This is a genomic window from Burkholderia sp. Bp9142 (assembly GCF_003853415.1).
Lineage (GTDB): Bacteria > Pseudomonadota > Gammaproteobacteria > Burkholderiales > Burkholderiaceae > Burkholderia.
Genome location: NZ_QTPP01000030.1, coordinates 77144 through 98128, shown reverse-complemented (window position 1 = coordinate 98128; position 20985 = coordinate 77144). Strand labels below are relative to the sequence as shown.

18 protein-coding genes and 1 riboswitch are annotated in these 20985 nt (G+C 67.1%); of the genes, 9 read left to right on the top strand and 9 right to left on the bottom strand.

Features of this window, described 5'->3' with window-relative positions; genetic code table 11:
- Nucleotides 1-83: 83 nt before the first annotated feature.
- Nucleotides 84-290, top strand: coding sequence for a hypothetical protein (locus DIE22_RS27525; protein WP_124494823.1), 207 nt, complete (start codon nt 84-86; stop codon nt 288-290).
- Nucleotides 291-578: 288 nt separating this feature from the next.
- The gene (locus tag DIE22_RS27520; protein ID WP_124606520.1) at nt 579-2003 is read left to right on the top strand and encodes a DHA2 family efflux MFS transporter permease subunit; all 1425 of its coding nucleotides are present in this window, start codon (nt 579-581) and stop codon (nt 2001-2003) included.
- A 332-nt stretch (nt 2004-2335) separates the two neighbouring features.
- On the opposite strand, the gene DIE22_RS27515 is transcribed toward DIE22_RS27520, so the two are convergent.
- From DIE22_RS27515 to DIE22_RS27505, 3 genes are all read right to left on the bottom strand, one after another.
- The gene (locus DIE22_RS27515) at nt 2336-3079 is read right to left on the bottom strand and encodes a 2OG-Fe(II) oxygenase (RefSeq protein WP_124606519.1); all 744 of its coding nucleotides are present in this window, start codon (nt 3077-3079) and stop codon (nt 2336-2338) included.
- Nucleotides 3080-3510: 431 nt separating this feature from the next.
- Entirely contained in the window at nt 3511-5103 is a 1593-nt protein-coding gene (locus tag DIE22_RS27510; RefSeq protein ID WP_124606518.1) for an inorganic phosphate transporter, read from the bottom strand.
- Between the two features lie 141 nt (nt 5104-5244).
- Nucleotides 5245-5832: a histidine phosphatase family protein gene (locus DIE22_RS27505; RefSeq protein WP_124606517.1), complete on the bottom strand. Its 588-nt coding sequence runs from the start codon at nt 5830-5832 to the stop codon at nt 5245-5247.
- A 43-nt stretch (nt 5833-5875) separates the two neighbouring features.
- A riboswitch (cobalamin riboswitch) is annotated at nt 5876-6018 on the top strand.
- 31 nt (nt 6019-6049) lie between these two features.
- Here DIE22_RS27505 and DIE22_RS27500 point away from each other — a divergent pair.
- Entirely contained in the window at nt 6050-6259 is a 210-nt protein-coding gene (locus DIE22_RS27500) for a CbtB-domain containing protein (protein WP_047902386.1), read from the top strand.
- A 13-nt stretch (nt 6260-6272) separates the two neighbouring features.
- A complete protein-coding gene (locus tag DIE22_RS27495) occupies nt 6273-7007 on the top strand; it encodes a CbtA family protein (RefSeq protein ID WP_124494832.1) in 735 nt (244 codons plus the stop codon).
- A gap of 21 nt (nt 7008-7028) precedes the next feature.
- On the opposite strand, the gene DIE22_RS27490 is transcribed toward DIE22_RS27495, so the two are convergent.
- Entirely contained in the window at nt 7029-7937 is a 909-nt protein-coding gene (locus tag DIE22_RS27490; RefSeq protein WP_124494834.1) for a LysR family transcriptional regulator, read from the bottom strand.
- Nucleotides 7938-8065: 128 nt separating this feature from the next.
- On the opposite strand from DIE22_RS27490, the gene metE reads away from it, so the two are divergent.
- Nucleotides 8066-10360 carry a 5-methyltetrahydropteroyltriglutamate--homocysteine S-methyltransferase gene (metE, locus tag DIE22_RS27485; RefSeq protein ID WP_124606516.1) on the top strand — a complete coding sequence of 765 codons (2295 nt, stop codon included), beginning with the start codon at nt 8066-8068 and terminating at the stop codon, nt 10358-10360.
- A gap of 174 nt (nt 10361-10534) precedes the next feature.
- Here the strand turns inward: metE and DIE22_RS27480 are convergent, their stop codons facing one another.
- Nucleotides 10535-11860 carry an MFS transporter gene (locus DIE22_RS27480; RefSeq protein WP_124494838.1) on the bottom strand — a complete coding sequence of 442 codons (1326 nt, stop codon included), beginning with the start codon at nt 11858-11860 and terminating at the stop codon, nt 10535-10537.
- A gap of 50 nt (nt 11861-11910) precedes the next feature.
- Nucleotides 11911-12867 carry an agmatinase gene (gene speB / locus DIE22_RS27475; RefSeq protein WP_124606515.1) on the bottom strand — a complete coding sequence of 319 codons (957 nt, stop codon included), beginning with the start codon at nt 12865-12867 and terminating at the stop codon, nt 11911-11913.
- A gap of 139 nt (nt 12868-13006) precedes the next feature.
- Here speB and DIE22_RS27470 point away from each other — a divergent pair, with 139 nt between their 5' ends.
- A complete protein-coding gene (locus DIE22_RS27470) occupies nt 13007-13921 on the top strand; it encodes a LysR family transcriptional regulator (protein ID WP_124494842.1) in 915 nt (304 codons plus the stop codon).
- 127 nt (nt 13922-14048) lie between these two features.
- Here the strand turns inward: DIE22_RS27470 and DIE22_RS27465 are convergent, their stop codons facing one another.
- The gene (locus tag DIE22_RS27465) at nt 14049-14513 is read right to left on the bottom strand and encodes an Lrp/AsnC family transcriptional regulator (protein ID WP_124494844.1); all 465 of its coding nucleotides are present in this window, start codon (nt 14511-14513) and stop codon (nt 14049-14051) included.
- Nucleotides 14514-14647: 134 nt separating this feature from the next.
- Here DIE22_RS27465 and DIE22_RS27460 point away from each other — a divergent pair, with 134 nt between their 5' ends.
- The 3 genes from DIE22_RS27460 to DIE22_RS27450 all read left to right on the top strand — a co-directional run bounded on the left by DIE22_RS27460 (nt 14648) and on the right by DIE22_RS27450 (nt 18881).
- Nucleotides 14648-15271 carry a LysE family translocator gene (locus tag DIE22_RS27460; protein ID WP_124494846.1) on the top strand — a complete coding sequence of 208 codons (624 nt, stop codon included), beginning with the start codon at nt 14648-14650 and terminating at the stop codon, nt 15269-15271.
- A 258-nt stretch (nt 15272-15529) separates the two neighbouring features.
- Entirely contained in the window at nt 15530-17131 is a 1602-nt protein-coding gene (locus tag DIE22_RS27455; protein WP_124606514.1) for a protease pro-enzyme activation domain-containing protein, read from the top strand.
- Between the two features lie 73 nt (nt 17132-17204).
- Nucleotides 17205-18881 carry a S10 family peptidase gene (locus tag DIE22_RS27450; RefSeq protein ID WP_124606513.1) on the top strand — a complete coding sequence of 559 codons (1677 nt, stop codon included), beginning with the start codon at nt 17205-17207 and terminating at the stop codon, nt 18879-18881.
- A gap of 75 nt (nt 18882-18956) precedes the next feature.
- Here DIE22_RS27450 and nadE read toward each other — a convergent pair whose 3' ends face one another.
- Entirely contained in the window at nt 18957-19805 is an 849-nt protein-coding gene (nadE, locus tag DIE22_RS27445; protein WP_124494852.1) for an ammonia-dependent NAD(+) synthetase, read from the bottom strand.
- 221 nt (nt 19806-20026) lie between these two features.
- Nucleotides 20027-20914, bottom strand: coding sequence for a DMT family transporter (locus DIE22_RS27440; protein WP_124606512.1), 888 nt, complete (start codon nt 20912-20914; stop codon nt 20027-20029).
- Nucleotides 20915-20985 lie beyond the last annotated feature (71 nt).

Sequence of the window (20985 nt, the reverse complement as noted above, 5' to 3'; positions counted from 1 at the left end):
CAATTCCGGCAATTGCATCAACCGAAAAACGGCGAGCCCACTAACTTACGAATGGTGTACTCGGCGGGGTAAGGTCAATACCAATGAAAAAGCTCGTACCGCTTCTGTTTTGCTTCTCTCTGCTGGGATGTGCTGCGCAGTCTCACGCCGGCTGTGTCCATGTACCGTTTCACGCAAAATTCCAGGATGCAGACGGCGATGTAGGCCCGTTCGCCAATATGAAGTTTTCGCTGATTCGGATGTCTGATGGCGCCGTGGTCTATCAAGGGACAACCGACGACCAGGGGTGAGCTGATTGGAGCGATGCGTGTCGAGGTGAGCGGTACAGCCTTCGCCAGGACGGCCAGATGGGCGAGTAACGTTGTCGATCTTCGCCGATATCGGCTCAAATGCGCGCTTTCTTGACGTCAGTGGCGTGTGTGGTTTGTCGCCGAGCCAAGTCTGATCTATGCGCATAAAGTAGCTTCAGCGCCACGTGTCGGCAGAGCGGAATGCGGACGCTTCAAGGTAATATCGCCACTCGTCCGGCTGCCGCGAACGGTTGCCGGTGTGTTCCGCCTTCCGCAACTGCATCGTTCATGGCTTCCAGCTCTGCTCAGAGTGGTCGGACGACCGACTTCTTGCCGTATCTCGTCGCCGCGACCTTCTTCATGGAGTATCTCGATACGACCGTGATCGCGACCGCGCTGCCGCAAATGGCGCGCTCCTTCGGCGTCGGGCCGAATGCGCTGAGCCTCGGGATGACGGCCTACATGCTGGCGCTCGCGGTATTCATCCCGATCAGCGGCTGGATTGCGGACCGATACGGTTCACGCACAGTGTTCGGCAGTGCGATCGTGATCTTTACCGGGGCGTCGATTCTGTGCGGGCTGTCCAACGGCGTGGTGACGTTTACGGCCGCACGCCTGTTGCAGGGCGTCGGCGGGGCGATGATGGTGCCGGTCGGGCGGATGATCGTCGTGCGCAGCACCGAGAAAGCACGGCTGATGCGTGCGATCGCGACGATCACGTGGCCGGGTATCGTTGCGCCGGTCGTGGGGCCGCCGATCGGCGGCTTCATCACGACCTACGCGTCCTGGCGATGGATCTTCCTGTTGAACGTGCCGCTTGGCCTCGCCGCGCTGGTCTGTACGTGGCTGATCGTCCGGAATACGCGCGCGAATGAACAGCGACCGCTTGATTGGGTCGGGTTCGCGCTGGCCGGCAGTGCGCTGACCTGTCTGCTGCTGGGTACCGAAACGGCTGGTCAGCAGGATGCGCAATTCACGCGTGCCGCCGTGCTGGTCGGGGCCAGCGTATTGTTCGGCATTGCCGCGTGGATGCATGCGCGGCGTTGCGCGCACCCGCTGCTCGACTTCACGACGCTGAAGGTGCCGACCTTCTCGGTAACGGTCCTCACCGGATCGATCACGCGGATTGCGGTCAATGCGGTGCCTTATCTGCTGCCATTGCTGTTCCAGATTGGCTTCGGGCTGTCGCCGTTCCAGTCCGGTTTGCTGTTGCTCGCGAGCGCGCTCGGCAATCTGGGCATGAAGGCGGGCACGTCGTGGATCCTCGACCGGTTCGGGTTTCGCCGCGTCGCGCTCGTCGACGTGACGATCGTCGGCTTCTTCACGATCGCATGCGGCTGGCTGACCGCGTCGACGCCGCTCGCGATCACGCTGCTCGTCGTATTCGTCTATGGGCTGACGCGCTCGATGCAGTTCACGACGCTGGCGACGCTCGCCTATGCCGATATTCCGTCGCACCAGACGAGCGCCGCGAGCACCCTGTGGAGCGCCGCGCAGCAGATGACGATCGGGATGGGGATCGCATTCGGCGCGCTGGCGCTGCGGCTCGCCGCGCTGATGCGCGGCGATGCGGCCGGGATTCACTATGTACTCGACGATTTTCGCTGGGCGTTCGTTGCCGCGGGCGTGCTCGCGCTGCTGACGTTGCCGGGCTATGCGCGGCTTGCGTCCGATGCGGGCGACCGGCTCCGGGCGAGTGCGGCGCAAGGGTAGGTCGACCTGTCGGTCGTGTGTGAATGGCAACAGGTGCGTATTGTCCCGCTCGGTCGCTCACCTGACGGTGCGACTCGTCGCGAGGGCGATGAATCTCCACACGCGCATTTCATGAGCCAGCACGGCCGCGGTGCTGGCGATGCCCGGTCGCCCTGCTGTGCACGCACGCATCCGGGCACGAGGCAGCGACCGACAATGCCGCGCTCGCGTCGGTTGCCGCTGCCGCGAGTGGCGGAAGGTGACGCCAACCGCATGGCGATGTCAGGCCGCCGCGCGGAATGAGTCCGGGCATGATGCAGCGACAGGCAATGCCGCGCCCGCATCGACTGCCGCTACTGCGCATCATGAAAGATGATGCCGACCGTATGGCGGTGCCCGGTCCGGATACGGCTCACGCCGTGACGCAGGTTGACCCGATAGACCCCGCGCGTTCCCTGCACGGGCCGGCCATGCACGGCGAAGATCACCGCGTCGCCTTGCGTCAGCGGCACCACTTCCGCACGCGATTGCATGCGCGGCCGCTGTTCCGTCACCACGAACTCGCCACCCGTGAAATCGCGGCCCGGCGCCGACAGCAGGATCGCGACCTGCAGCGGAAAGACGTGCTCGCCATACAGGTCCTGATGCAGGCAGTTGTAGTCGTCCGGACCGTACTGCAGGATCAGCGGCGTCGGACGCGTCTGTCCCGCCGCGTGGCAGCGCTCGAGGAATGCCGCGTGATCGGCCGGGTAGCGGACGTCGACCCCGAGTGCCCGGTTCCAGCGATTCGCGATCGGTGCGAGATGCGGGTAGATCGCCGTTCGCAATGCGTCGACAACTGCCGGCAGCGGATAAGCGAAATACCGGTATTCACCGCGGCCGAAGCCGTGCCGCGCCATGACGACGCGCGACCGGTAAAGCGCATCTCGCGCATAGAGCGATGCCAGTGCCGTGCATTCGTCCGCGGACAGAAGGCCCGGTACGCGAGCGCATCCATAGCGATCGAGTTCGGTACCGGCGGCGATCCAGTCGAGTGCACCCACGCGTTGCACGAAGTCGACAGATTCGACGGCGGGCTGTAGATCGGCGATGTTCACGGGTGTACCTCGTTCGTCAGCGATGGGGTGTCGTGCGGGTATGTCGTGAGCGCCCAAATAAGCCCGGACGGTCGCGGCGCGATGGTCGGCGAGGCGATGTCGGGAAGCGTTGCGAGCACGACCGTGTCCACGATGAAAGTCGATGAACCCAGTCTAACGGCGTCGGTGTGATGGCGCGCTCCAGATCTTGCGCTTCAATTCGGGGGAGAGAGGACGCAGGTCGCGGCGCGGGCGGTCGGGCACAACGGTGATTCATTGCGACACCGTTCCGCCACTGACCGGGATAAACCCAGGGTAGCGTGCGCGAGAAGGAAGGCGAAAGGGGCTGCGAGGCGAAGAGGCGAAGAGGCGAAGAGGTGACGAGACGTGGAGACCGAGCCGAATCCTCCACGGCGAGCGGCCGATTCCCCGGCCGCCCGCCGCTCGTCCGCTCAGGCGACCGACCGGAACAGCCAGTAAAGTCCAGCCGCCAGCACGATCGACGCCGGCAGCGTCAGCACCCACGCGAGCACGAGGCTGCGCACCGTGCTCCATTGCAGCCCGGACCCGTTCGCAGCCATCGTGCCCGCGACGCCCGACGACAGCACGTGCGTCGTCGACACGGGCAGCCCGTACGCATCGGCCGCGCCGATCGTCAGCATCGCGACGAGTTCGGCCGACGCACCCTGTCCGTACGTCAGATGCTGCTTGCCGATTTTCTCGCCGACGGTCACGACGATCCGTTTCCAGCCGACCATCGTGCCGAGACCCAGTGCGATCGCAACGGCCACCTTCACCCAGGTCGGAATGAACTTGGTCGCGTGATCGAGCTGCTTGCGGTAGTTGTCGATCGCGAGCTTGTCGTCGGCGGCGAAGGCGGGCTGACCCGACTTCTCGATCAGGCGAATCGCTTCGGATACCAGATACATCGTGTTGCGCACGTTGTCGACGTCGCCCTGCGGCACGGCCGCCATCGAGCCCGACGAGCCGACCGCGGTCGCGAGCGACGCGGACAGTTGCTGCACGGCCGGCAGCACGGAGGGCGTCATCTCGCGGCGCTGCACGAAGTGCTCGACGTCGGCGCGCGGATTCGCGGACGGCGCGACGCCATTCGAGTATTTCGCGAAGGTCGCGGCGGCCTGGTTCGCGACGGCGACGAACGTCTGCGATTCGGCCCGCGTGACCGCCTTGTTCAGCGCATACGCGGTCGGCATCGTGCCGATCAGGATCAGCATGATGAGGCCCATCCCCTTCTGCCCGTCGTTCGACCCGTGCGCGAACGACACGCCCGTGCACGTGAGGATCAGCAGGCAGCGGATCCAGAACGGCGGCGGCTGATCCTTCGGCGGCTCCTTGTACAGTTCCGGAATCCGCACGACGGCCTTCAGCAGGAGCAGCAGCAGCGACGCGCACAGGAAGCCGACGATCGGCGAGAGCAGCAGCGACTTGCCGACGCCGAGCGCCTGGCCCCAGTCGACGCCGCTCGTGCCCGACGGCCCGTGCATCAGCTGGTTCATCAGCCCGACGCCGATGATCGACCCGATCAGCGTATGCGAGCTCGACGACGGTAATCCGAAATACCAGGTCGCCAGGTTCCAGACGATCGCGGCGATCAGCAGCGCGAACACCATCGCGAAACCCGAACCGCTACCGACCTGCAGGATCAGCTCGACCGGCAGCAGCTGCAGGATGCCGAATGCGACGGCGCCGCTCGAAACCATCACGCCGAGGAAGTTCCACATGCCCGACCAGATCACCGCGACGTTCGGCGTCAGCGAGTGGGTGTAGATCACGGTCGCGACCGCATTCGCGGTGTCGTGGAAGCCGTTGACGAATTCGAAGCCGAGCGCGATCACCAGCGCGGCGCCGAGCATCAGGTACGGGAACAGCGACCCTTCGCGGATGGGCGACAGATCGGCAATCAGGTGGGTGGCGATATAGACGGCGCCGATTGCGAGCACCAGCAGGAAGACGGCATAGCCGACCTGCCGGGTGCGTTCGGTGGAGCCGGAATTGTTTGCGGCGGACGAAGCAGGCTGATTCATGACGGCATCTCATAAGGGAACCGCAGCCGATCCTAGCTTTCGCTATCCGTCAGTTTGATGACAGTCGGGAGGACGAACCGTTCACATTACACGCATGTAAGAAAGTGGCGCCGTCAATCTCCATATAGTGAACAGGCGGGCCTACGCATCGGTATCGCGTCGAACGTCGTCCGCGGGCAAGGTCCAGCCGTCTCGCGACGCGGTGAATACCGTGCACGACAGCGGCGCGACCTCGATGCGGGTCACAGCCTTCGTGTCCATCCGACGCACGTGCGCGATGGCCGCCCGAACGATCGTCGCATGGGTGATCGCGACGATATCGCGACCGCGCGGCAGCGCGTTCAACCACGCGCCGACGCGGCGCGCGACGTCCTCGAACGATTCCCCGCCGTGCGGCGACGCGGACGGATCGTCGATCCAGGCGCCGAGTTCGTCGGGCAGGTCGCGCGCGAGGTCGTGCAGCCGCTTGCCGCGCCAGTTGGCGTAGTCGACATCGCGCAGCGCATCGTCGATGCCGGCGCGCAGCCCGAGCGCGTCGGCGGTTTGCTGCGCACAACGTGCGGGGCTGCACAGCACGATCGCGTCGCGGCCGCCTTCGAACGACTCGCGCAGCGCGGCTGCATCGACGAGCCCGCGCGCATCGAGCGGATCGTCAGCGGGAAACGCGCCGGTGCGCATCGCACGGGTCGGCGCATGCGCGATCATGCGCAGCGAGGCAGGGAGGGGCATGTCGATGCTCGGAGGATTCGGGGCGGCCGCGCCCGTCGTGCGCGGGCCTTCAACACGCGCACGTTCGCGCGTACAATTCGCCCGATACGAAGCGCGGAAGCCGGTGCAAGCCCGGCGCGGTCGCGCCACTGTAACCGGGGATCCTCAATCCCGGAAGCCAGACCTGCGTTCGTACCATCCAACATTTGTCGGGGCGCGATTCCCCTGAGGTGCATCCATGAGCGAAGCAGTGCTGAAGCCGGTCGTCGTGCCGGCCCCCATTCCCGTCCGCGAATTGTTGCCGTGGGCCGTCTTCGTCGGCTTGATCCTGCTGCTCGCGCTGTATTTCGTCGGCGCGGAACAGGGCGCGACGTCGCTCGTGCCGGGCATGTACGTGCACGAGTTCGTCCACGACGGCCGCCATCTGCTCGGCTTTCCCTGCCACTGACGCGGAGTACACGATGGTTGGAAAGCTGCTCATGCGCGGGATGCTCGCAGGCATCGCCGCGGGCCTCCTCACGTTCGGTTTCGCCAAGATCGTCGGCGAGCCGCAAGTCGATCAGGCGATCGCCTTTGAAGCATCGCACGATGCCGGGAATGGCGATTCGCCGGAGCACGAACACGAACACGAACTGGTCAGCCGCCATACGCAGTCCGGCCTCGGCCTGCTGACGGGCGTCGTGGCCTACGGCGCGGCATTCGGCGGGCTGTTCTCGCTGGTCTTCGCGTACGCATACGGGCGCGGCGGCCGCCTTCCGGCACGACCGCTGGCCGCGTGGCTCGCACTGGCGGCGTTCATCACGCTCGTGATCGTGCCGAACATCAAATATCCGGCCAGTCCGCCCGCGGTCGGGGATCCCGACACGATCGGCCATCGCACCGGCCTGTTTTTCCTGATGATCGCGATCTCGATCGCGACGATGGTGTTCTCGGTCAGCGTGCGCCGCCATCTGCTGGCGAAGCTCGGCCAGTGGAACGCGTCGATCGTCGCAGGGCTCGTGTTCGTCGCGATCATCGCGGCCGTGCAGATCGGGCTGCCGTCGTTCAACGAAGTGCCGGCCGCTTTCCCGGCCGCCGTGCTGTGGAAATTCCGCGTCGCGGCGATCGGCATGCAGGTGATCATGTGGACGACGATCGGCCTGCTGTTCGGCGCATGGGTCGAACGCGGCGAACGCACCGGCATGCGCGCCGCCTGACGCGCATGGCGCGGAGCGTGCCTAGCGCAGCATGCGCGGCGCGCTCCACGTCGATTCGCGCGCCAGCGCGACGAATGCGGCCAGATAGTCGATCGACGCATCCGCCTCGCGGATGCCGAGAAAGATCTGCTTCGAAATCCCCTTCTCGCCGAGCCTGACCGGCACGACCGGCATCCGGTCCGCGTATTCGTCGGCAAGCCATCCCGGCAGCGCGGCCACGCCGCGCCCGCTTGCCACCATCTGCAGCATGATGTCGGTCGTCTCGATCGACTTGTGGCGCCGGGGCACGATGCCGGCCGGCGTCAGGAACTGATTGTAGATGTCGAGCCGGTCGGTCTCGACCGGGTAGGTGATCAGGACCTCGTCGGTCAGCTGCTCGGGCGTCACGTAGTCGGCGTTCGCGAACCGGTGCGTCTCCGCGACCATCAGCACCTGCTCGTAATCGAACACCGGATCGAAGCGCAGCCCCGGCTTGTTCAGCGGGTCGGGCGTCACGAGCACGTCGATGTCATGGCCGAACAGCGCGCCGATGCCGCCGAACTGGAAGCGCTGCTTCACGTCCACGTCGACGTCCGGCCAGCGCGACAGGTACGGCGACACGACCTTCAGCAGCCACTGATAGCACGGATGGCACTCCATCCCGATGCGCAGCGTGCCGCGCTCGCCCTTTGCATACTGCTTCATCCGCTCTTCGGCGAGCTCGAACTGCGGCAGCAGCCGGTGTGCCAGCTTCAGCAGATATTGCCCGCCCTGCGTGAGCCGCAGGCCGCGTCCTTCCCGATCCCAGATCGGCGTGCCGAGCTGCTGCTCGATCTTCCGGACGGTGTGGCTGAGCGCCGATTGGGTGAGATGCAGCGCATTGGCGGCCGCCGTCAGCGAGCCCTGGCGCTCGACTTCGCGGATCACGACAAGATGGAATCGTTCCAGCATGGCTATCGCTTATCCCACAAACACATGAACAAATTTAATGGATGAATGAAATAATGCCATTTTATTTCATGGAATGAAATCCCTATGATGGCTGCCGGATCTTCAATTTTTCTCTGGACGGCAGCTTCATGGTTACGACACACAACCTCGGTTTTCCGCGCATCGGCGCGAAGCGCGAACTCAAGTTCGGTCTCGAGCGCTACTGGAAGGGCGAATCGTCGCGCGACGAGCTGAAGGCACTCGGCGCCGAGCTCCGCCAGCGCCACTGGAACGACCAGCGCGACCTCGATCTCGCGCCGATCGGCGATTTCGCGTTCTACGACCAGGTGCTCGACATGAGCTTCACGCTCGGCAACCTGCCGAAGCGCGTGCGGGACTTCCATGGCGATGCGCTCGACAACTATTTCCGCGTCGCGCGTGGCCGTTCGGCGCAGTCGGCGGAGGAACACGCGGCATGCTGCGGCGGTGTCGCGGCCGGTGAAATGACGAAGTGGTTCGACACGAACTATCACTACATCGTCCCGGAATTCCACGCGGACACGAACTTCTCACTCGATCCGTCGCGCCTGCTCGGGCAACTGGCCGAGGCGAAAGCGCAGGGCGTGAACGCGAAGCCGGTGATCCTCGGCCCCGTCACGTATCTGTGGCTCGGCAAGGCGAAGGACGATTCGGATCGCCTCGCGCTGCTGCCGAAGCTGCTGCCGGTGTACGGCGCGCTGCTCGACACGCTGACCGCACAGGGCGTCGAATGGGTGCAGATCGACGAGCCGATCCTCGTGACCGAACTCGACGCTGAATGGCGCCAGGCATTCCGCACCGCGTATGCGGCGCTGGAAACGCGCCGTATCAAGCTGCTGCTCGCCACGTACTTCGGCCAGCTTCGGGACAACCTGACGCTCACGGCTTCGCTGCCGGTCGACGGCCTGCATATCGACGCGATCAACGCCCGTGACGAAATCGATGCACTGGTTCGTGAACTGCCGGCCGGTCGCGTGCTGTCGGTGGGCGCGATTAACGGCCGCAACATCTGGAAGACGGACCTGAACGCGACGCTCGACTGGCTCGAGCCGCTCGCGAACCAGCTCGGCGCGCGCCTGTGGCTCGCGCCGTCGTGCTCGCTGCTGCACGTGCCGGTCGATCTCGCGAGCGAAGAGAAGCTCGATGCGGAGATCCGTTCGTGGCTCGCGTTCGCGCTGCAGAAGCTCGACGAGCTGAAGGTGCTCGCGACCGCGCTGAACGAAGGCCGCGGCAAGGTGGCCGACGCGCTCGCGGCGAATGCCGCGGCGATCGCGTCGCGCCGCCGCTCGCCGCGCGTGAACAACCCGGCGGTGAAGGCTGCAATCGCCCGCGTCGACGCGCAGCTCGGCAACCGCGTGAGCCCCTATCCGGAGCGCGCGCCAAAGCAGTCGGCACGCCTGAACCTGCCGGCCTTCCCGACGACGACGATCGGCTCGTTCCCGCAGACCGCCGAAATTCGCCAGGCGCGCAGCCAGTTCAAGGCCGGCGCGCTGGATGAAGCAGGCTACCGCAAGGCGATGCGGGCCGAGATCGAGCGCAGCGTGCGCGAACAGGAATCGCTCGAGCTCGACGTGCTCGTGCACGGCGAAGCCGAACGCAACGACATGGTCGAATACTTCGGCGAGCAACTCGACGGCTACGCATTCAGCCAGTTCGGCTGGGTGCAGTCGTACGGTTCGCGCTGCGTGAAGCCGCCGATCCTGTTCGGCGACATCAGCCGTCCGAAAGCGATGACGGTCGAATGGATCGCGTACGCGCAGTCGCTGACGAACAAGCCGATGAAGGGCATGCTGACCGGCCCGGTGACGATCCTGAACTGGTCGTTCGTGCGCGACGACCAGCCGCGCTCGGTGTCGTGCTACCAGCTCGCGCTCGCGATCCGCGAGGAAGTGCTGGACCTCGAGAAGGCCGGCGTGCGCGTGATCCAGATCGACGAGGCCGCGCTGCGCGAGGGCCTGCCGCTGCGCCGCGCGCAATGGGGCGAGTATCTGAAGTGGGCGGTCGAATCGTTCCGCATCACCGCGAACGGCGTGCAGGACGATACGCAGATCCATACGCACATGTGCTATTCGGAGTTCAACGACATCATCGCGTCGATCGCCGACATGGACGCGGACGTGATCACGATCGAGACGTCGCGCTCGGACATGGAACTGCTCGACGCGTTCGACAGCTTCAGGTATCCGAACGAGATCGGGCCGGGTGTGTACGACATCCACTCGCCGAACATCCCGACGCAGGCGCACATCGTCGGCCTGATGAGGAAGGCGGCCGAGCGGATTCCGGCGGAACGCCTGTGGGTGAATCCGGACTGCGGGCTGAAGACGCGCCAGTGGGCGGAGGTGATTCCGGCGCTGACGAACCTGGTCGCCGCCGCGAAGACGCTGCGCAACCAGGTGCAATAACGTGCGAACGCTGCGCGCCTGCCGTCGCGGTCGATGATCGGGCGGCACGCTCGCGGCCCGCATGGGCGGGCCGCTTGTCGCAATGAAGGTTCGGGGCGCGGCGGGGGCGTTGCGGCGTACCGCCGGATGCCCAATGCAAACGGGCAGGCGATGTCGCCTGCCCGTTGCGTGAGGTTACGCGGTACGTGTGCCGCGCGGCAGCACTTCGTCCGCCTTGCCGGGGGCGCCCGCATCGTCGATGCTGACGCGTCGCGAGATCAGCCACACGCACACCGACGACAGCACGGCGGCGCTCATGTACTGGAGCGCGAGCGGCCACCATTGCGGCGCGGCGTTCTGCGCGATCAGCGTGGCGACGAGCGGCGTGAGACCGCCGGCGAGCGCGCCGCACACCTGGTACGCGATCGAGATCGCGGTGTAGCGGATGCGCGCGATGAAGATGCCGCTGACGAAACCGGCGACCACCGAGTAGTAGCCCGATTCCGCGAGCGTCGCGAGGCCGACGCCGACCGTGATCGACAGCGGCGTGCCCATGTGCACGAGCGGCAGCATCACGAACGGCACGATCGCGGCCCAGGCGCCGGTGATCAGCAGCACGCGGGTCGTGCCGAAGCGCTGCGCGAGGAACGCGGCGGCGAGCTGCACGACGAACTGCAGCACGGCGACGATGGTCATGCAATGCAGCACCATCGACCGGTCGAGCGACAGGAACTGCGTCGCGTAGCTGATCATGAAGATGTTGCTGAAGTACACGCCGGCGATCCCGTACACGTTCGCGCCGATCGCGAGCAGCAGCAGCGGCCAGTACTTGAGCGCTTCGCGCACCGGGTTCTGTGCGGTGTTGCCGCTCTTCCTGACTTCCTCGAACTCGGGCGATTCCGACACGCTCGCGCGGATCACGAAGCCGACGATCAGCAGCACGGAACTCGCGAGGAACGGCACGCGCCAGCCCCAGCTCATCAGGTCGTCCTTCGACAGCGTGCTGATCGCGCCGAACGCGAGCATCGACAGGATCAGGCCGCTCGCGCTGCCGAGTTGCGCGAACGACGCAAAGAACGTGCGCTTGCCTTCCGGCGCATGCTCGCCGGCGAGCAGCACCGCGCCGCCCCATTCGCCGCCGACCGCGATGCCTTGCAGCACGCGCATCAGCACGAGCAGGATCGGTGCGATCACACCGGCCTGCGCATGGGTCGGCAGCAGGCCGATCGCGACCGTCGACACGGCCATCAGCATCAGCGTCGCGAGCAGCGAGCGCTTGCGGCCAAAGCGGTCGCCGAGATAGCCGAACATCACGCCGCCGAGCGGCCGCGCGAAGAAGCCGACCGCGAACGAGCCGAACGACGCGAGCAGGCTGATGAGGCGGTTTTCGCCGGGGAAGAACAGCGGCCCGAACACGATGGCGGCGGCGGTCGCATAGCTATAGAAGTCGTACCACTCGATCGTGGTGCCGACGAACGAAGCGAGCGCCGCCCGCTTCGGTTGCTTGACGGAAGTCCCCATCTGTCTTGTGCTCCTCTGGAATCCTCTGATTTGGAATAGGTCGGGCGGGATCAGTCGCGGTAGGCGACGCCGGGCAGCACGCACAGCAGCTCGTACGCGAGGTTCGCGCCGAGCAGGGCCGTGGTGCCGAACGGGTCGTACGGCGGCGCGACTTCGACGAGATCGCAGCCGACGATGTTCAGTCCCTTCGCGCCGCGGATGATCTCGAGCGCCTGCGGCACCGTGAGGCCGGCGATTTCCGGCGTGCCGGTGCCCGGTGCATAGGCCGGGTCGATGCCGTCGATGTCGAAGCTGATGTAGACGGGCGTGTCGCCGACGCGCGCGCGCACTTCTTCCATCAGCGGCGCGAGCGACTTGTTCCAGCATTCCTCGGCCTGGACCACGCGGAAGCCCTGCTCGCGGCACCAGTCGAAATCCTCGGCGGCGTAGCCGGTGCCGCGCAGGCCGATCTGCGTGACCTTGTCGCCGTGCAGCAGGCCTTCCTCGACCGCGCGGCGGAACGGCGTGCCGTGCGCGATCTTTTCGCCCATCATCGTATCGTTCACGTCGGCGTGTGCATCGACGTGGATCAATGCCACCTTGCCGTGCTTGCGGTGGATCGCGTGCAGGATCGGCAGCGCGATCGTATGGTCGCCGCCGAGCGTGACCGGCTTGCAGTCGTGCTCGAGGATCGCGTCGTACGCGGCCTCGATGCGCGCGATGGAATCGTGCAGGTTGTACGGGTTGATCGCGACGTCGCCGATGTCGGCGACCTGCAGCGAATCGAACGGCGCGGCGCGCGTGGCCATGTTGTACGGGCGCAGCAGCACGGATTCGGTGCGGATCTGGCGCGGGCCGAAGCGCGCGCCGGTGCGGTTGGAGGTGCCGAGATCGAACGGCACGCCGACGAAGCAGGCGTCGAGGCCTGCGGCGCTCGCCACGTGCGGCAGGCGCATCATCGTCGCGATGCCGCCGCAGCGCGGCATTTCATTGCCGCCGAGCGGCTGGAAATGGGTGGAGTCGTTCATGGGCTTGTCTCTTCCGATGTGGGGGTGCCGTATCATGCGACGCGGCCTGGCACATAGTTTTACGCGTCACGCCGGAAAGAAGAATGCGAAGATATCGACGTAAACATCGATTTTCATCGATGTATGGAAGGGGAATAGCGTGCTCGGGAATCTGTCGACCCTCGATCTGCGGTTGATCCGCGTGTTTCTCGCGGTCACCGACGCGGGCGGCGTGTCGGCCGCGCAGGCGATGCTGAACGTCGGCCAGTCGACGATCAGCGCGCAGCTGTCGTCGCTCGAGACCCGGCTCGGCTATCGGCTCTGCGAGCGCGGCCGCAGCGGCTTCCGGCTCACGCCGAAGGGCGAGCGGTTCCACGCGATGAGCCGCAAGCTGCTTGCCGCGCTCGACGAATTCGGGATGGCGGCGCGGCACATGGACCGCCAATTGGTCGGCACGCTGAACATCGGCCTGATCGGCCATACGCCGGTCAGCCAGAACGCGCGGATCGCCGAGGCGATCGCCGCGTTCCGCACGCGCGACGAGGCCGTGCGCTTCTCGATCTCGGTGCGCGCGCCGGGCGATCTCGAGGAAAAGCTGCTGAGCAACGAGATCCAGATCGCGGTCGGCTACTTCTGGCATCGCGTGCCGTCGCTGCACTACACGCCGCTGTTCATCGAGCGGCAGGTCGCCTACTGCGGCCGCGGCCATCCGCTGTTCGAGGGCGCCGGCGCGCTGACGCCGGCCGACGTCGCGGGATTCGAGTGGGCGTGGCGCTCGTATCCGCTGCCGGAGGCGCAAATGTCGACGACGCCCGATCGCGTGACCGCGACCGCCGACAACATGGAGGCCGTCGCGCTGCTGATCCTGTCAGGCCATCACCTCGGCTACCTGCCGCAGCACTTCGCGGCGCCGTATGTCGCGCAGGGGCTGCTCGCGCCGCTCAATCCGGATCAGCTGCGCTATGACGTCACGTTCCACATGGTCGTGGCGCGCGACGGGCGCGGCGATCCGCTCGTCGAAGCATTTCTCGAGGATCTCGAGCGCGCGCATCAGTCGCCTGACGTCGTCGCGTAGGCCCGACGATGCCAACAATTTGAACGAGCGTTACGCCGACGTGCCTCGCCGTGGCCGGCATCGACACGCGTCGACGTGACGGGGCGCGTGTCCGTCGTGCGCGGCCTTCCGTCCGGGGCCGCCGGCATCACGGCACCGGCAACCCCGCGTCGTGCTTCACCTCCCGCAGCGACAGCGCCGATTCGATCGACGTCACGCCCGGCAGCATCCGCAGCGAGTCGCGAATGAACGTGCCGTAGTCGTCGAGATCGCGCGCGACCACCTGCAACAGGTAGTCGGCCGTGCCCGCGACGTTGTGGCACGCGACGATCCGCTCGATGCCGAGCACTTCCCGTTCGAACCGGTCGGCGACCTTGCGGTCGTGCGTCGCGAACCGCACGAGCACGAACGCGACGACGCCGAAGCCGAGCGCCTGGCGCGACAGCTGCGCGCGGTAGCGCTCGATGTAGCCGTCGCTTTCGAGACGTTTCAGGCGTCGTGCGCACGGCGTCTCGGACAGGCCGACGGAATCGGCGAGGCGCGCGATCGGCAGGCGGCCGTCGCGCTGCACCGCGGCGAGAATCGCGCGATCGGTTTTGTCGAGTTCGGTCATGTTGGCGGATTCCGTTTCTGGATTTCATGATTGTGGCGGATTCCGCTATGGATCGCCAATCCTGAGCCAAAGATGGCCAATAATCCCTCCTCCTTCAGCGGCAACATAACGTCATTGGAGGACGGGGGCAGACCATGATTTCCACGCACTTGCTGTTGATTTATCTTGCCGCGCTGGCGGCCATTTATGCAGTGCCGGGCCCCGACATGGCGCTCGTGCTGCAGACCAGCATCGGCCGCGGCGTACGGCCGGGAATGGCGGCGGCGGCCGGCCTGTCGCTGTCGCGCACCGCGCACGTGACGCTGTCCGCCTGCGGCGTCGCGGCGCTGATCCGCAGCGCGCCGTGGCTGTACGAAGCGATCCGCTACGGCGGTGCGCTCTATCTCGCGTACGTCGCGATCCAGGTGTTCCGCTCGCCGGTGTTCGCGCTCGGCGACGGCGACGCGGCGGCGCCGGGCGAGCTGCGGCAGTCGTTCTTCAAGGGGCTGCTGACGAACCTGTTGAACCCGAAGGCGCTGCTGTTCTGCTCGGTGCTGCTGCCGCAGTTCGTGCGGCCCGAGGCCGGGCCCGTCGTGTGGCAGATGTTCGAACTCGGCGCGATGCTCGTCGCGACCGGCGTGTGTTTCGACCTCGCATGCGTGTTCGGCGCGTCGCGCATCGCGGCGTGGATGCGCGCCCATCCGCTCGCGCAGACGGTGCAGCGCTGGACGTTTTCCGCTGCGCTGATCGGCTTCGCGCTGCGCCTGTCGATGGACTGACCCGCATCATCGCAGCGCTGCCGCGCGGGCCGACAGGCCACGCGGTGCACCGCACCGACCAACGCGGGTCGCGCGCAATGCCGGCCTGCGCGCGCCGGCCCCGTCACGGCACGGCGTGCGCGCAAATCATCTGACTGTTCTAAACTTCCCTTAACTTCGCGCTGCCGCGAACCGACTGACCGAACGGAACCGTCTCCCGCCGGCCCTGTCCGATTTCCTGGCTGTTCCGTGCAACGCGGTACCAAGGAGGGTCTGAACATGGCAAGGCATCTTCAAGCCGACCGTGAACCTCGCATCGTCGCCGAGTCGAAGTGTCTCGGTCAGTGCGATCCGGCAGAACGCATCCACGTCACGATCATGTTGCGGCGGCAGGAAGAAGGGCAACTCGATACATTGGTCCACCAGCTCGCCACCGGTGACGCGAACGCAACACCGCTGTCGCGCGAAGCCTTCGCACAGCGTTTCTCCGCCAATCCCGACGACATTCGCAAGACCGAGGATTTCGCGCGCCGTCATCAACTGACGGTCGATCGCGTCGATCCGGTCGAAAGCGTCGTCGTGCTGTCCGGCACGATCCAGCAGTTCGAGGCGGCATTCAGCGTGAAGCTCGAGCGTTTCGAGCATCGCGCGATCGGCCAGTACCGCGGCCGCTCGGGCCCGATCTCGCTGCCGGACGAACTCGGCGATGCGGTGACGGCCGTGCTCGGTCTCGACAGCCGCCCGCAGGCGCGGCCGCACTTCCGGCTGCGCCCGCCGTTCAGGCCTGCGCGCGGCGCCACGGCCGTCACCTTCACGCCGCCGCAACTCGCTTCGCTTTACGGCTTTCCGGCCGGCGACGGCGCCGGGCAATGCATCGCGATCGTCGAACTCGGCGGCGGCTATCGCGCGGCCGATATCCAGCAATATTTCCACGGGCTCGGGATCGGCACGCCGCCGACGCTCGTCGACGTGAACGTCGGCACCGGCCGCAATACGCCGACCGGCGACGCGAACGGCCCGGACGGCGAAGTCGCGCTCGACATCGAGATCGCCGGCGCGATCGCGCCGGCCGCGAAGATCGCGGTCTACTTCGCGCCGAACAGCGACGCGGGCTTCATCCAGGCCGTCAACGCGGCCGTCACCGACAAGACCAACCGGCCTTCGGTGATCTCGATCAGCTGGGGCGGACCGGAAGCGATCTGGCAGGCGCAGTCGGCGCACGCGTTCAACCGCGTGCTGCAGGCGGCCGCCGCGCAGGGGATCACGGTGTGCGCGGCGTCGGGCGACAGCGGCTCGGGCGACGGGCTGCAGGACGGCGCCGATCACGTCGACTTCCCCGCGTCGAGCCCGTACGTGCTCGGCTGCGGCGGTACGCAGCTCGACGCGCTGCCGGGGCAGGGCATTCGCGGCGAGGTCACGTGGAACGACGAGGCGGCGGGTGGCGGGGCGGGCGGCGGCGGCGTCAGCACGATGTTCGACGTGCCGGCCTGGCAGCAGGGGCTGACCGTCGCGCTCGCCGACGGCAGCCACACGCCGCTCGCGAAGCGCGGCGTGCCCGACGTGGCCGGCGACGCATCGCCGCAAACGGGCTATGAGGTGTCGGTCGCGGGCACGCCCGCGGTGATGGGCGGCACGAGCGCGGTCGCGCCGTTGTGGGCCGCGCTGATCGCACGGATCAACGCGGCGGCGAGTGCGGCGGCCGGCGCCTCGGCCGGCTGGATCAATCCCGCGCTGTACAAGAATCCCGGCGCATTGCGCGACATCACCAAAGGCTCGAACGGCACGTATGCGGCCGCGTCCGGCTGGGACGCGTGCACGGGCCTCGGCAGCCCCGACGGCGCGAAACTCGCGGCGATCCTCGCGCGCAAGCCGTCGAGCTGACGCGCCGGCACCTGCCTTTCCAGGCGACGCGGGTTTCCTGCCCGCGTCTTTTTTCACCTCCAGGAGCAGCACGATGGGCAACGATTCCGCATCTTCCGGCGGCGTGTATCCGCTGCATCACGGCGACCACCATTCGCATGGCGTGCCGCCGACCATCCATCCTGTCGCGCTGAGCCACGGCCGCGACCAGCCGTTCTTCGATCCGGTCGCGTACGGCAACGGCCCCGACGACTCGGTGACCGACACGACCGAAGCGGCCGCGATCACGCATCACACGATCCTGATCGACGGCAAGCGGATCGCGTACACGGCGACGGTCGGCCATCTCGTGACGGTCGACCCGAGCAGTTCGCAGCCGGCCGCGAAGATCTTCTACGTCGCGTTCACGGCCGACGGCGCGAAGGAGGAAACGCGACCCGTCACGTTCTTCTACAACGGCGGGCCCGGCTCGTCGTCGGTGTTCGTGCTGCTCGGCTCGTTCGCGCCGAAGCGCATCAGGACGTCGATGCCGGGGTTCACGCCGCCCGCGCCGTACCAGATGGAAGACAACCCGGACAGCATGATCGACCACAGTGACCTGGTGTTCATCAATCCGGTCGGCACCGGCTATTCGGCGGCCGTCGCGCCGAACCGGAACCGCAATTTCTGGGGCGTCGACCAGGACGCGGATTCGCTGAAGCAGTTCATCAAGCGCTACCTGACGAAGAACAACCGCTGGAATTCGCCGAAATACCTGTTCGGCGAGTCGTATGGCACCGCGCGCAGCTGCGTGCTCGCGTACAAGCTGCACGAGGATGGCGTCGACCTGAACGGCGTCACGCTGCAGTCGTCGATCCTCGATTACCGGCAGGCCGGCAACCCGGTCGGCGCGCTGCCGACCGCGGCGGCCGACGCGTGGTATCACAAGAAGCTCGGCGTCGAGCCGGCGCCGGCCGATCTCGGCGCGTTTGTCGAGGAAGTCGCGCAGTTCGCGCGCACCGACTACCTGACTGCGTTGCGCAAGGTGCCGCATGCCGACCCGGCCGCCGTGCGGAAGCTGGCGGACTACACGGGCATCGACACGGCGACGCTGCAGACGTGGGGGCTCGACATCGCGGCTTACAACGCGCGCGGCAATTCGCTGTTCCTGACGACGCTGCTGCAGGCGCAGGGGCTGGCGCTCGGTTCGTACGACGGCCGCGTGACGGCGATCTCGACCGGTATCGCCGGCAAGATCGATCCGAACTCGGGCGGCAACGATCCGACGATGACGGCCGTGACGGGCGTCTACACGGCGATGTGGAACAGCTACCTGAACGAGCAGCTGAAGTTCACGTCGAACTCCGCGTTCACGGACCTGAACGACCAGGCATTCCGGAACTGGGACTTCAGCCATGTCGACCCGACCGGCGCGCAGCAGGGCATCGATGCGAAGGGGAACGTGATCCTCTACACGGCGGGCGATCTCGCCGCGGTGATGGCGTTGAACGTCGACCTGAAGGTGCTGTCGGCGAACGGCTTGTACGATTTCGTCACACCGTTCTACCAGACCGTGATCGACCTGCAGCAGATGCCGCTCGAGGATCAGAAGGTGCGGCAGAACCTGTCCGCGCGCTTCTATCCGTCCGGGCACATGGTGTATCTCGACGGCGGTTCGCGCACCGCGCTCAAGCGCGATCTCGCGACGATGTACGACGCGACGGTCAGCGATACGGGTGCGCGGATGCGGATTCGCGCACTGCAGGCGGGGAAGACGGGCGGGCACGCGTAGCGCTGCCCGTCGTGCCCGCGCCGCGCGCAACCGTTACGGTTCGCGCGGCGCGGTGTTTCGGCCGTAGCGGCCGGCTTACGCGGCCGGCCAGTCGAACGGCGTGTACGGCAGCGCGCGCTTGTGGCGCGAACCGTCGTAGAAGCGCAGCACCGTTTCGTACACGGTGTCGGCGACGGTCTTGCCTTCGAGGAAATCGTCGATCTCGTCGTAGGTGACGCCGTACGCGTGCTCGTCGGGACGCAGCGGACGCAGTTCCTCGAGGTCGGCCGTCGGCACCTTCATCACGATCAGTTCGTCGCCGCCGAGCGCGCGGGCCACCGCACGCACGCGACGCTTGCTCAGGCCGGCGAGCGGCAGCACGTCCGCGCCGCCGTCGCCGAATTTCGTGAAGAAACCCATCAGCGATTCGGCCGCGTGGTCGGTGCCGATCACGATGCCGCGCCGCGCGCCGGCCACCGCGTACTGCGCGATCATGCGCTCGCGCGCCTTGATGTTGCCGTGCACGAAGTCCTGCTGCGCCGGGTTGTCGAACGCGTGGCCGGAGGCGACCAGCGAGGCCAGCATCGCGTCGGCGGCCGGCTTCACGTCGACCGTGAACGTCTCGTCCGCGCGCACGAACGCGAGCGCGCGCTGCGCATCGGCTTCGTCGTTCTGCACCCCGTTCGGCAAGCGCATCGCGATGAAGCGGGCGTCGTAGCCGCCGGCGCGCAGCTGCTCGACCGACAGTTGCGCGAGCCGCCCGGCCGTCGACGAATCGACGCCGCCGCTGATGCCGAGCACGTAGGTCCGCAGGCCGGTTGAACGAAGGTACTGCGCGAGGAAATCGACGCGGCGGGCGATGTCGGCTTCGACGTCGAAGTGCGGGGCGACGTTCAGTTCGGCAATGATCGCGCGTTGGCGGCTGGCGTAATCGGCGGATGTCATGAAGGTGGTTCCGGAACGAAATGCAAGGCGCCCATCATAAGCGCAATCGCGGCCCGGCGCCGCGCCGGGCACGCGTTTCCGGCGGCTTCGCGTTGCATCGGCGAGACGCGGTGCATCGTCGTGGTGCAGCGCGCCGGGCGGCGCACCCTGGCGTGCGCGCGGATGCTTCGTTTCGATGCATGAAGGGGGGCGGCAGCGACGGGCGCTTCCGCTTGCCCGCGTCAGCGCCGCGCGAGCACGACGCCCACCAGCGCGAGCGCGAAACCGGCGAGCTGGACGGTCGCGAGCGTTTCGCCGAACAGCAGGTAGCCCTGCAGCGCGGCGAGCGGCGGCGCGAGGAACAGCAACGACGTCGCGCGCGCCGCGTTGCCGCGCCGCAGCATCCACATCAGCATCGTGACTGCGCCGCCGGACAGGAACACGACGCCCCACACGAGCGATATCCACAGCGCCGGCGCGCCGATCCAGCGCGTTTCGTGCAGCAGCACGACGAAGAGGGCCGCGACGATCGCCGCGCCGAGGTTCTGCACGGCGACGGCCGTGCGCAGGTCGTTCCGCGCGAGCTTGCCCTTCTGGTACAGCGAGCCCGCGGTGATCGAGCCGACCGACAGGACGGAGACGGCCACGACGAACCACGCGGGCGCGGCGCCCGGCGGCGCCGCGACGCCCGGCGGCGCCGCGACGCCGCCCGCGACCTTCGGCGCGAGGACGAGCGCGACGCCGGCGAGCCCGAGCGCCATCCCGAGCCAGCCGCGCGCGGGCAGGCGCTCGTTGAACAGCGGCACGGCCAGCACGGCGGTGGCGAGCGGCTGCAGTGCACCGAGCAGTGCCATCACGCCTGCATTCAGCCCTTGCGCGACGGCCCAGTAGCTGGCGCCGAGATAGACGCCCTGCAACAGCGCGCCCGCGATCAGGTGGCGCGGCCATGCGCGGCGGGCCGGCCACGGCGCGCGCGCGGCGAGCGCCACCGCGCCGAACAGCACGGCCGTGCCCGCGAAACGCGCGAGCAGGAACAGGTTCGGATCGGCGTAGGGCTTGATGGCCCGGGCGACGATGAAGCCGGTGGACCACAGCGCGACGAACGCCGCGGCGACGAGCGAGGTAAGCATGCGTGGCGGGCCGCGATACGGCCGGACGAATCGTGAAGCCGGCCAGTATCGGGGGAAGCAGCGCCGCTGTC

What these genes read in the sequence shown, in the direction of transcription:
- DIE22_RS27520 (WP_124606520.1), top strand. Translation starts at nt 579, where the DNA reads ATGGCTTCCAGCTCTGCTCAGAGTGGTCGGACGACCGACTTCTTGCCG.
- DIE22_RS27465 (WP_124494844.1), bottom strand. Translation starts at nt 14,513, where the DNA reads ATGACCGAACTCGACAAAACCGATCGCGCGATTCTCGCCGCGGTGCAG.
- DIE22_RS27450 (WP_124606513.1), top strand. Translation starts at nt 17,205, where the DNA reads ATGGGCAACGATTCCGCATCTTCCGGCGGCGTGTATCCGCTGCATCAC.
- DIE22_RS27505 (WP_124606517.1), bottom strand. Translation starts at nt 5,832, where the DNA reads ATGCCCCTCCCTGCCTCGCTGCGCATGATCGCGCATGCGCCGACCCGT.
- nadE (WP_124494852.1), bottom strand. Translation starts at nt 19,805, where the DNA reads ATGACATCCGCCGATTACGCCAGCCGCCAACGCGCGATCATTGCCGAA.
- DIE22_RS27525 (WP_124494823.1), top strand. Translation starts at nt 84, where the DNA reads ATGAAAAAGCTCGTACCGCTTCTGTTTTGCTTCTCTCTGCTGGGATGT.
- DIE22_RS27500 (WP_047902386.1), top strand. Translation starts at nt 6,050, where the DNA reads ATGAGCGAAGCAGTGCTGAAGCCGGTCGTCGTGCCGGCCCCCATTCCC.
- DIE22_RS27495 (WP_124494832.1), top strand. Translation starts at nt 6,273, where the DNA reads ATGGTTGGAAAGCTGCTCATGCGCGGGATGCTCGCAGGCATCGCCGCG.
- DIE22_RS27510 (WP_124606518.1), bottom strand. Translation starts at nt 5,103, where the DNA reads ATGAATCAGCCTGCTTCGTCCGCCGCAAACAATTCCGGCTCCACCGAA.
- DIE22_RS27440 (WP_124606512.1), bottom strand. Translation starts at nt 20,914, where the DNA reads ATGCTTACCTCGCTCGTCGCCGCGGCGTTCGTCGCGCTGTGGTCCACC.
- metE (WP_124606516.1), top strand. Translation starts at nt 8,066, where the DNA reads ATGGTTACGACACACAACCTCGGTTTTCCGCGCATCGGCGCGAAGCGC.
- DIE22_RS27480 (WP_124494838.1), bottom strand. Translation starts at nt 11,860, where the DNA reads ATGGGGACTTCCGTCAAGCAACCGAAGCGGGCGGCGCTCGCTTCGTTC.
- DIE22_RS27455 (WP_124606514.1), top strand. Translation starts at nt 15,530, where the DNA reads ATGGCAAGGCATCTTCAAGCCGACCGTGAACCTCGCATCGTCGCCGAG.
- DIE22_RS27490 (WP_124494834.1), bottom strand. Translation starts at nt 7,937, where the DNA reads ATGCTGGAACGATTCCATCTTGTCGTGATCCGCGAAGTCGAGCGCCAG.
- speB (WP_124606515.1), bottom strand. Translation starts at nt 12,867, where the DNA reads ATGAACGACTCCACCCATTTCCAGCCGCTCGGCGGCAATGAAATGCCG.
- DIE22_RS27460 (WP_124494846.1), top strand. Translation starts at nt 14,648, where the DNA reads ATGATTTCCACGCACTTGCTGTTGATTTATCTTGCCGCGCTGGCGGCC.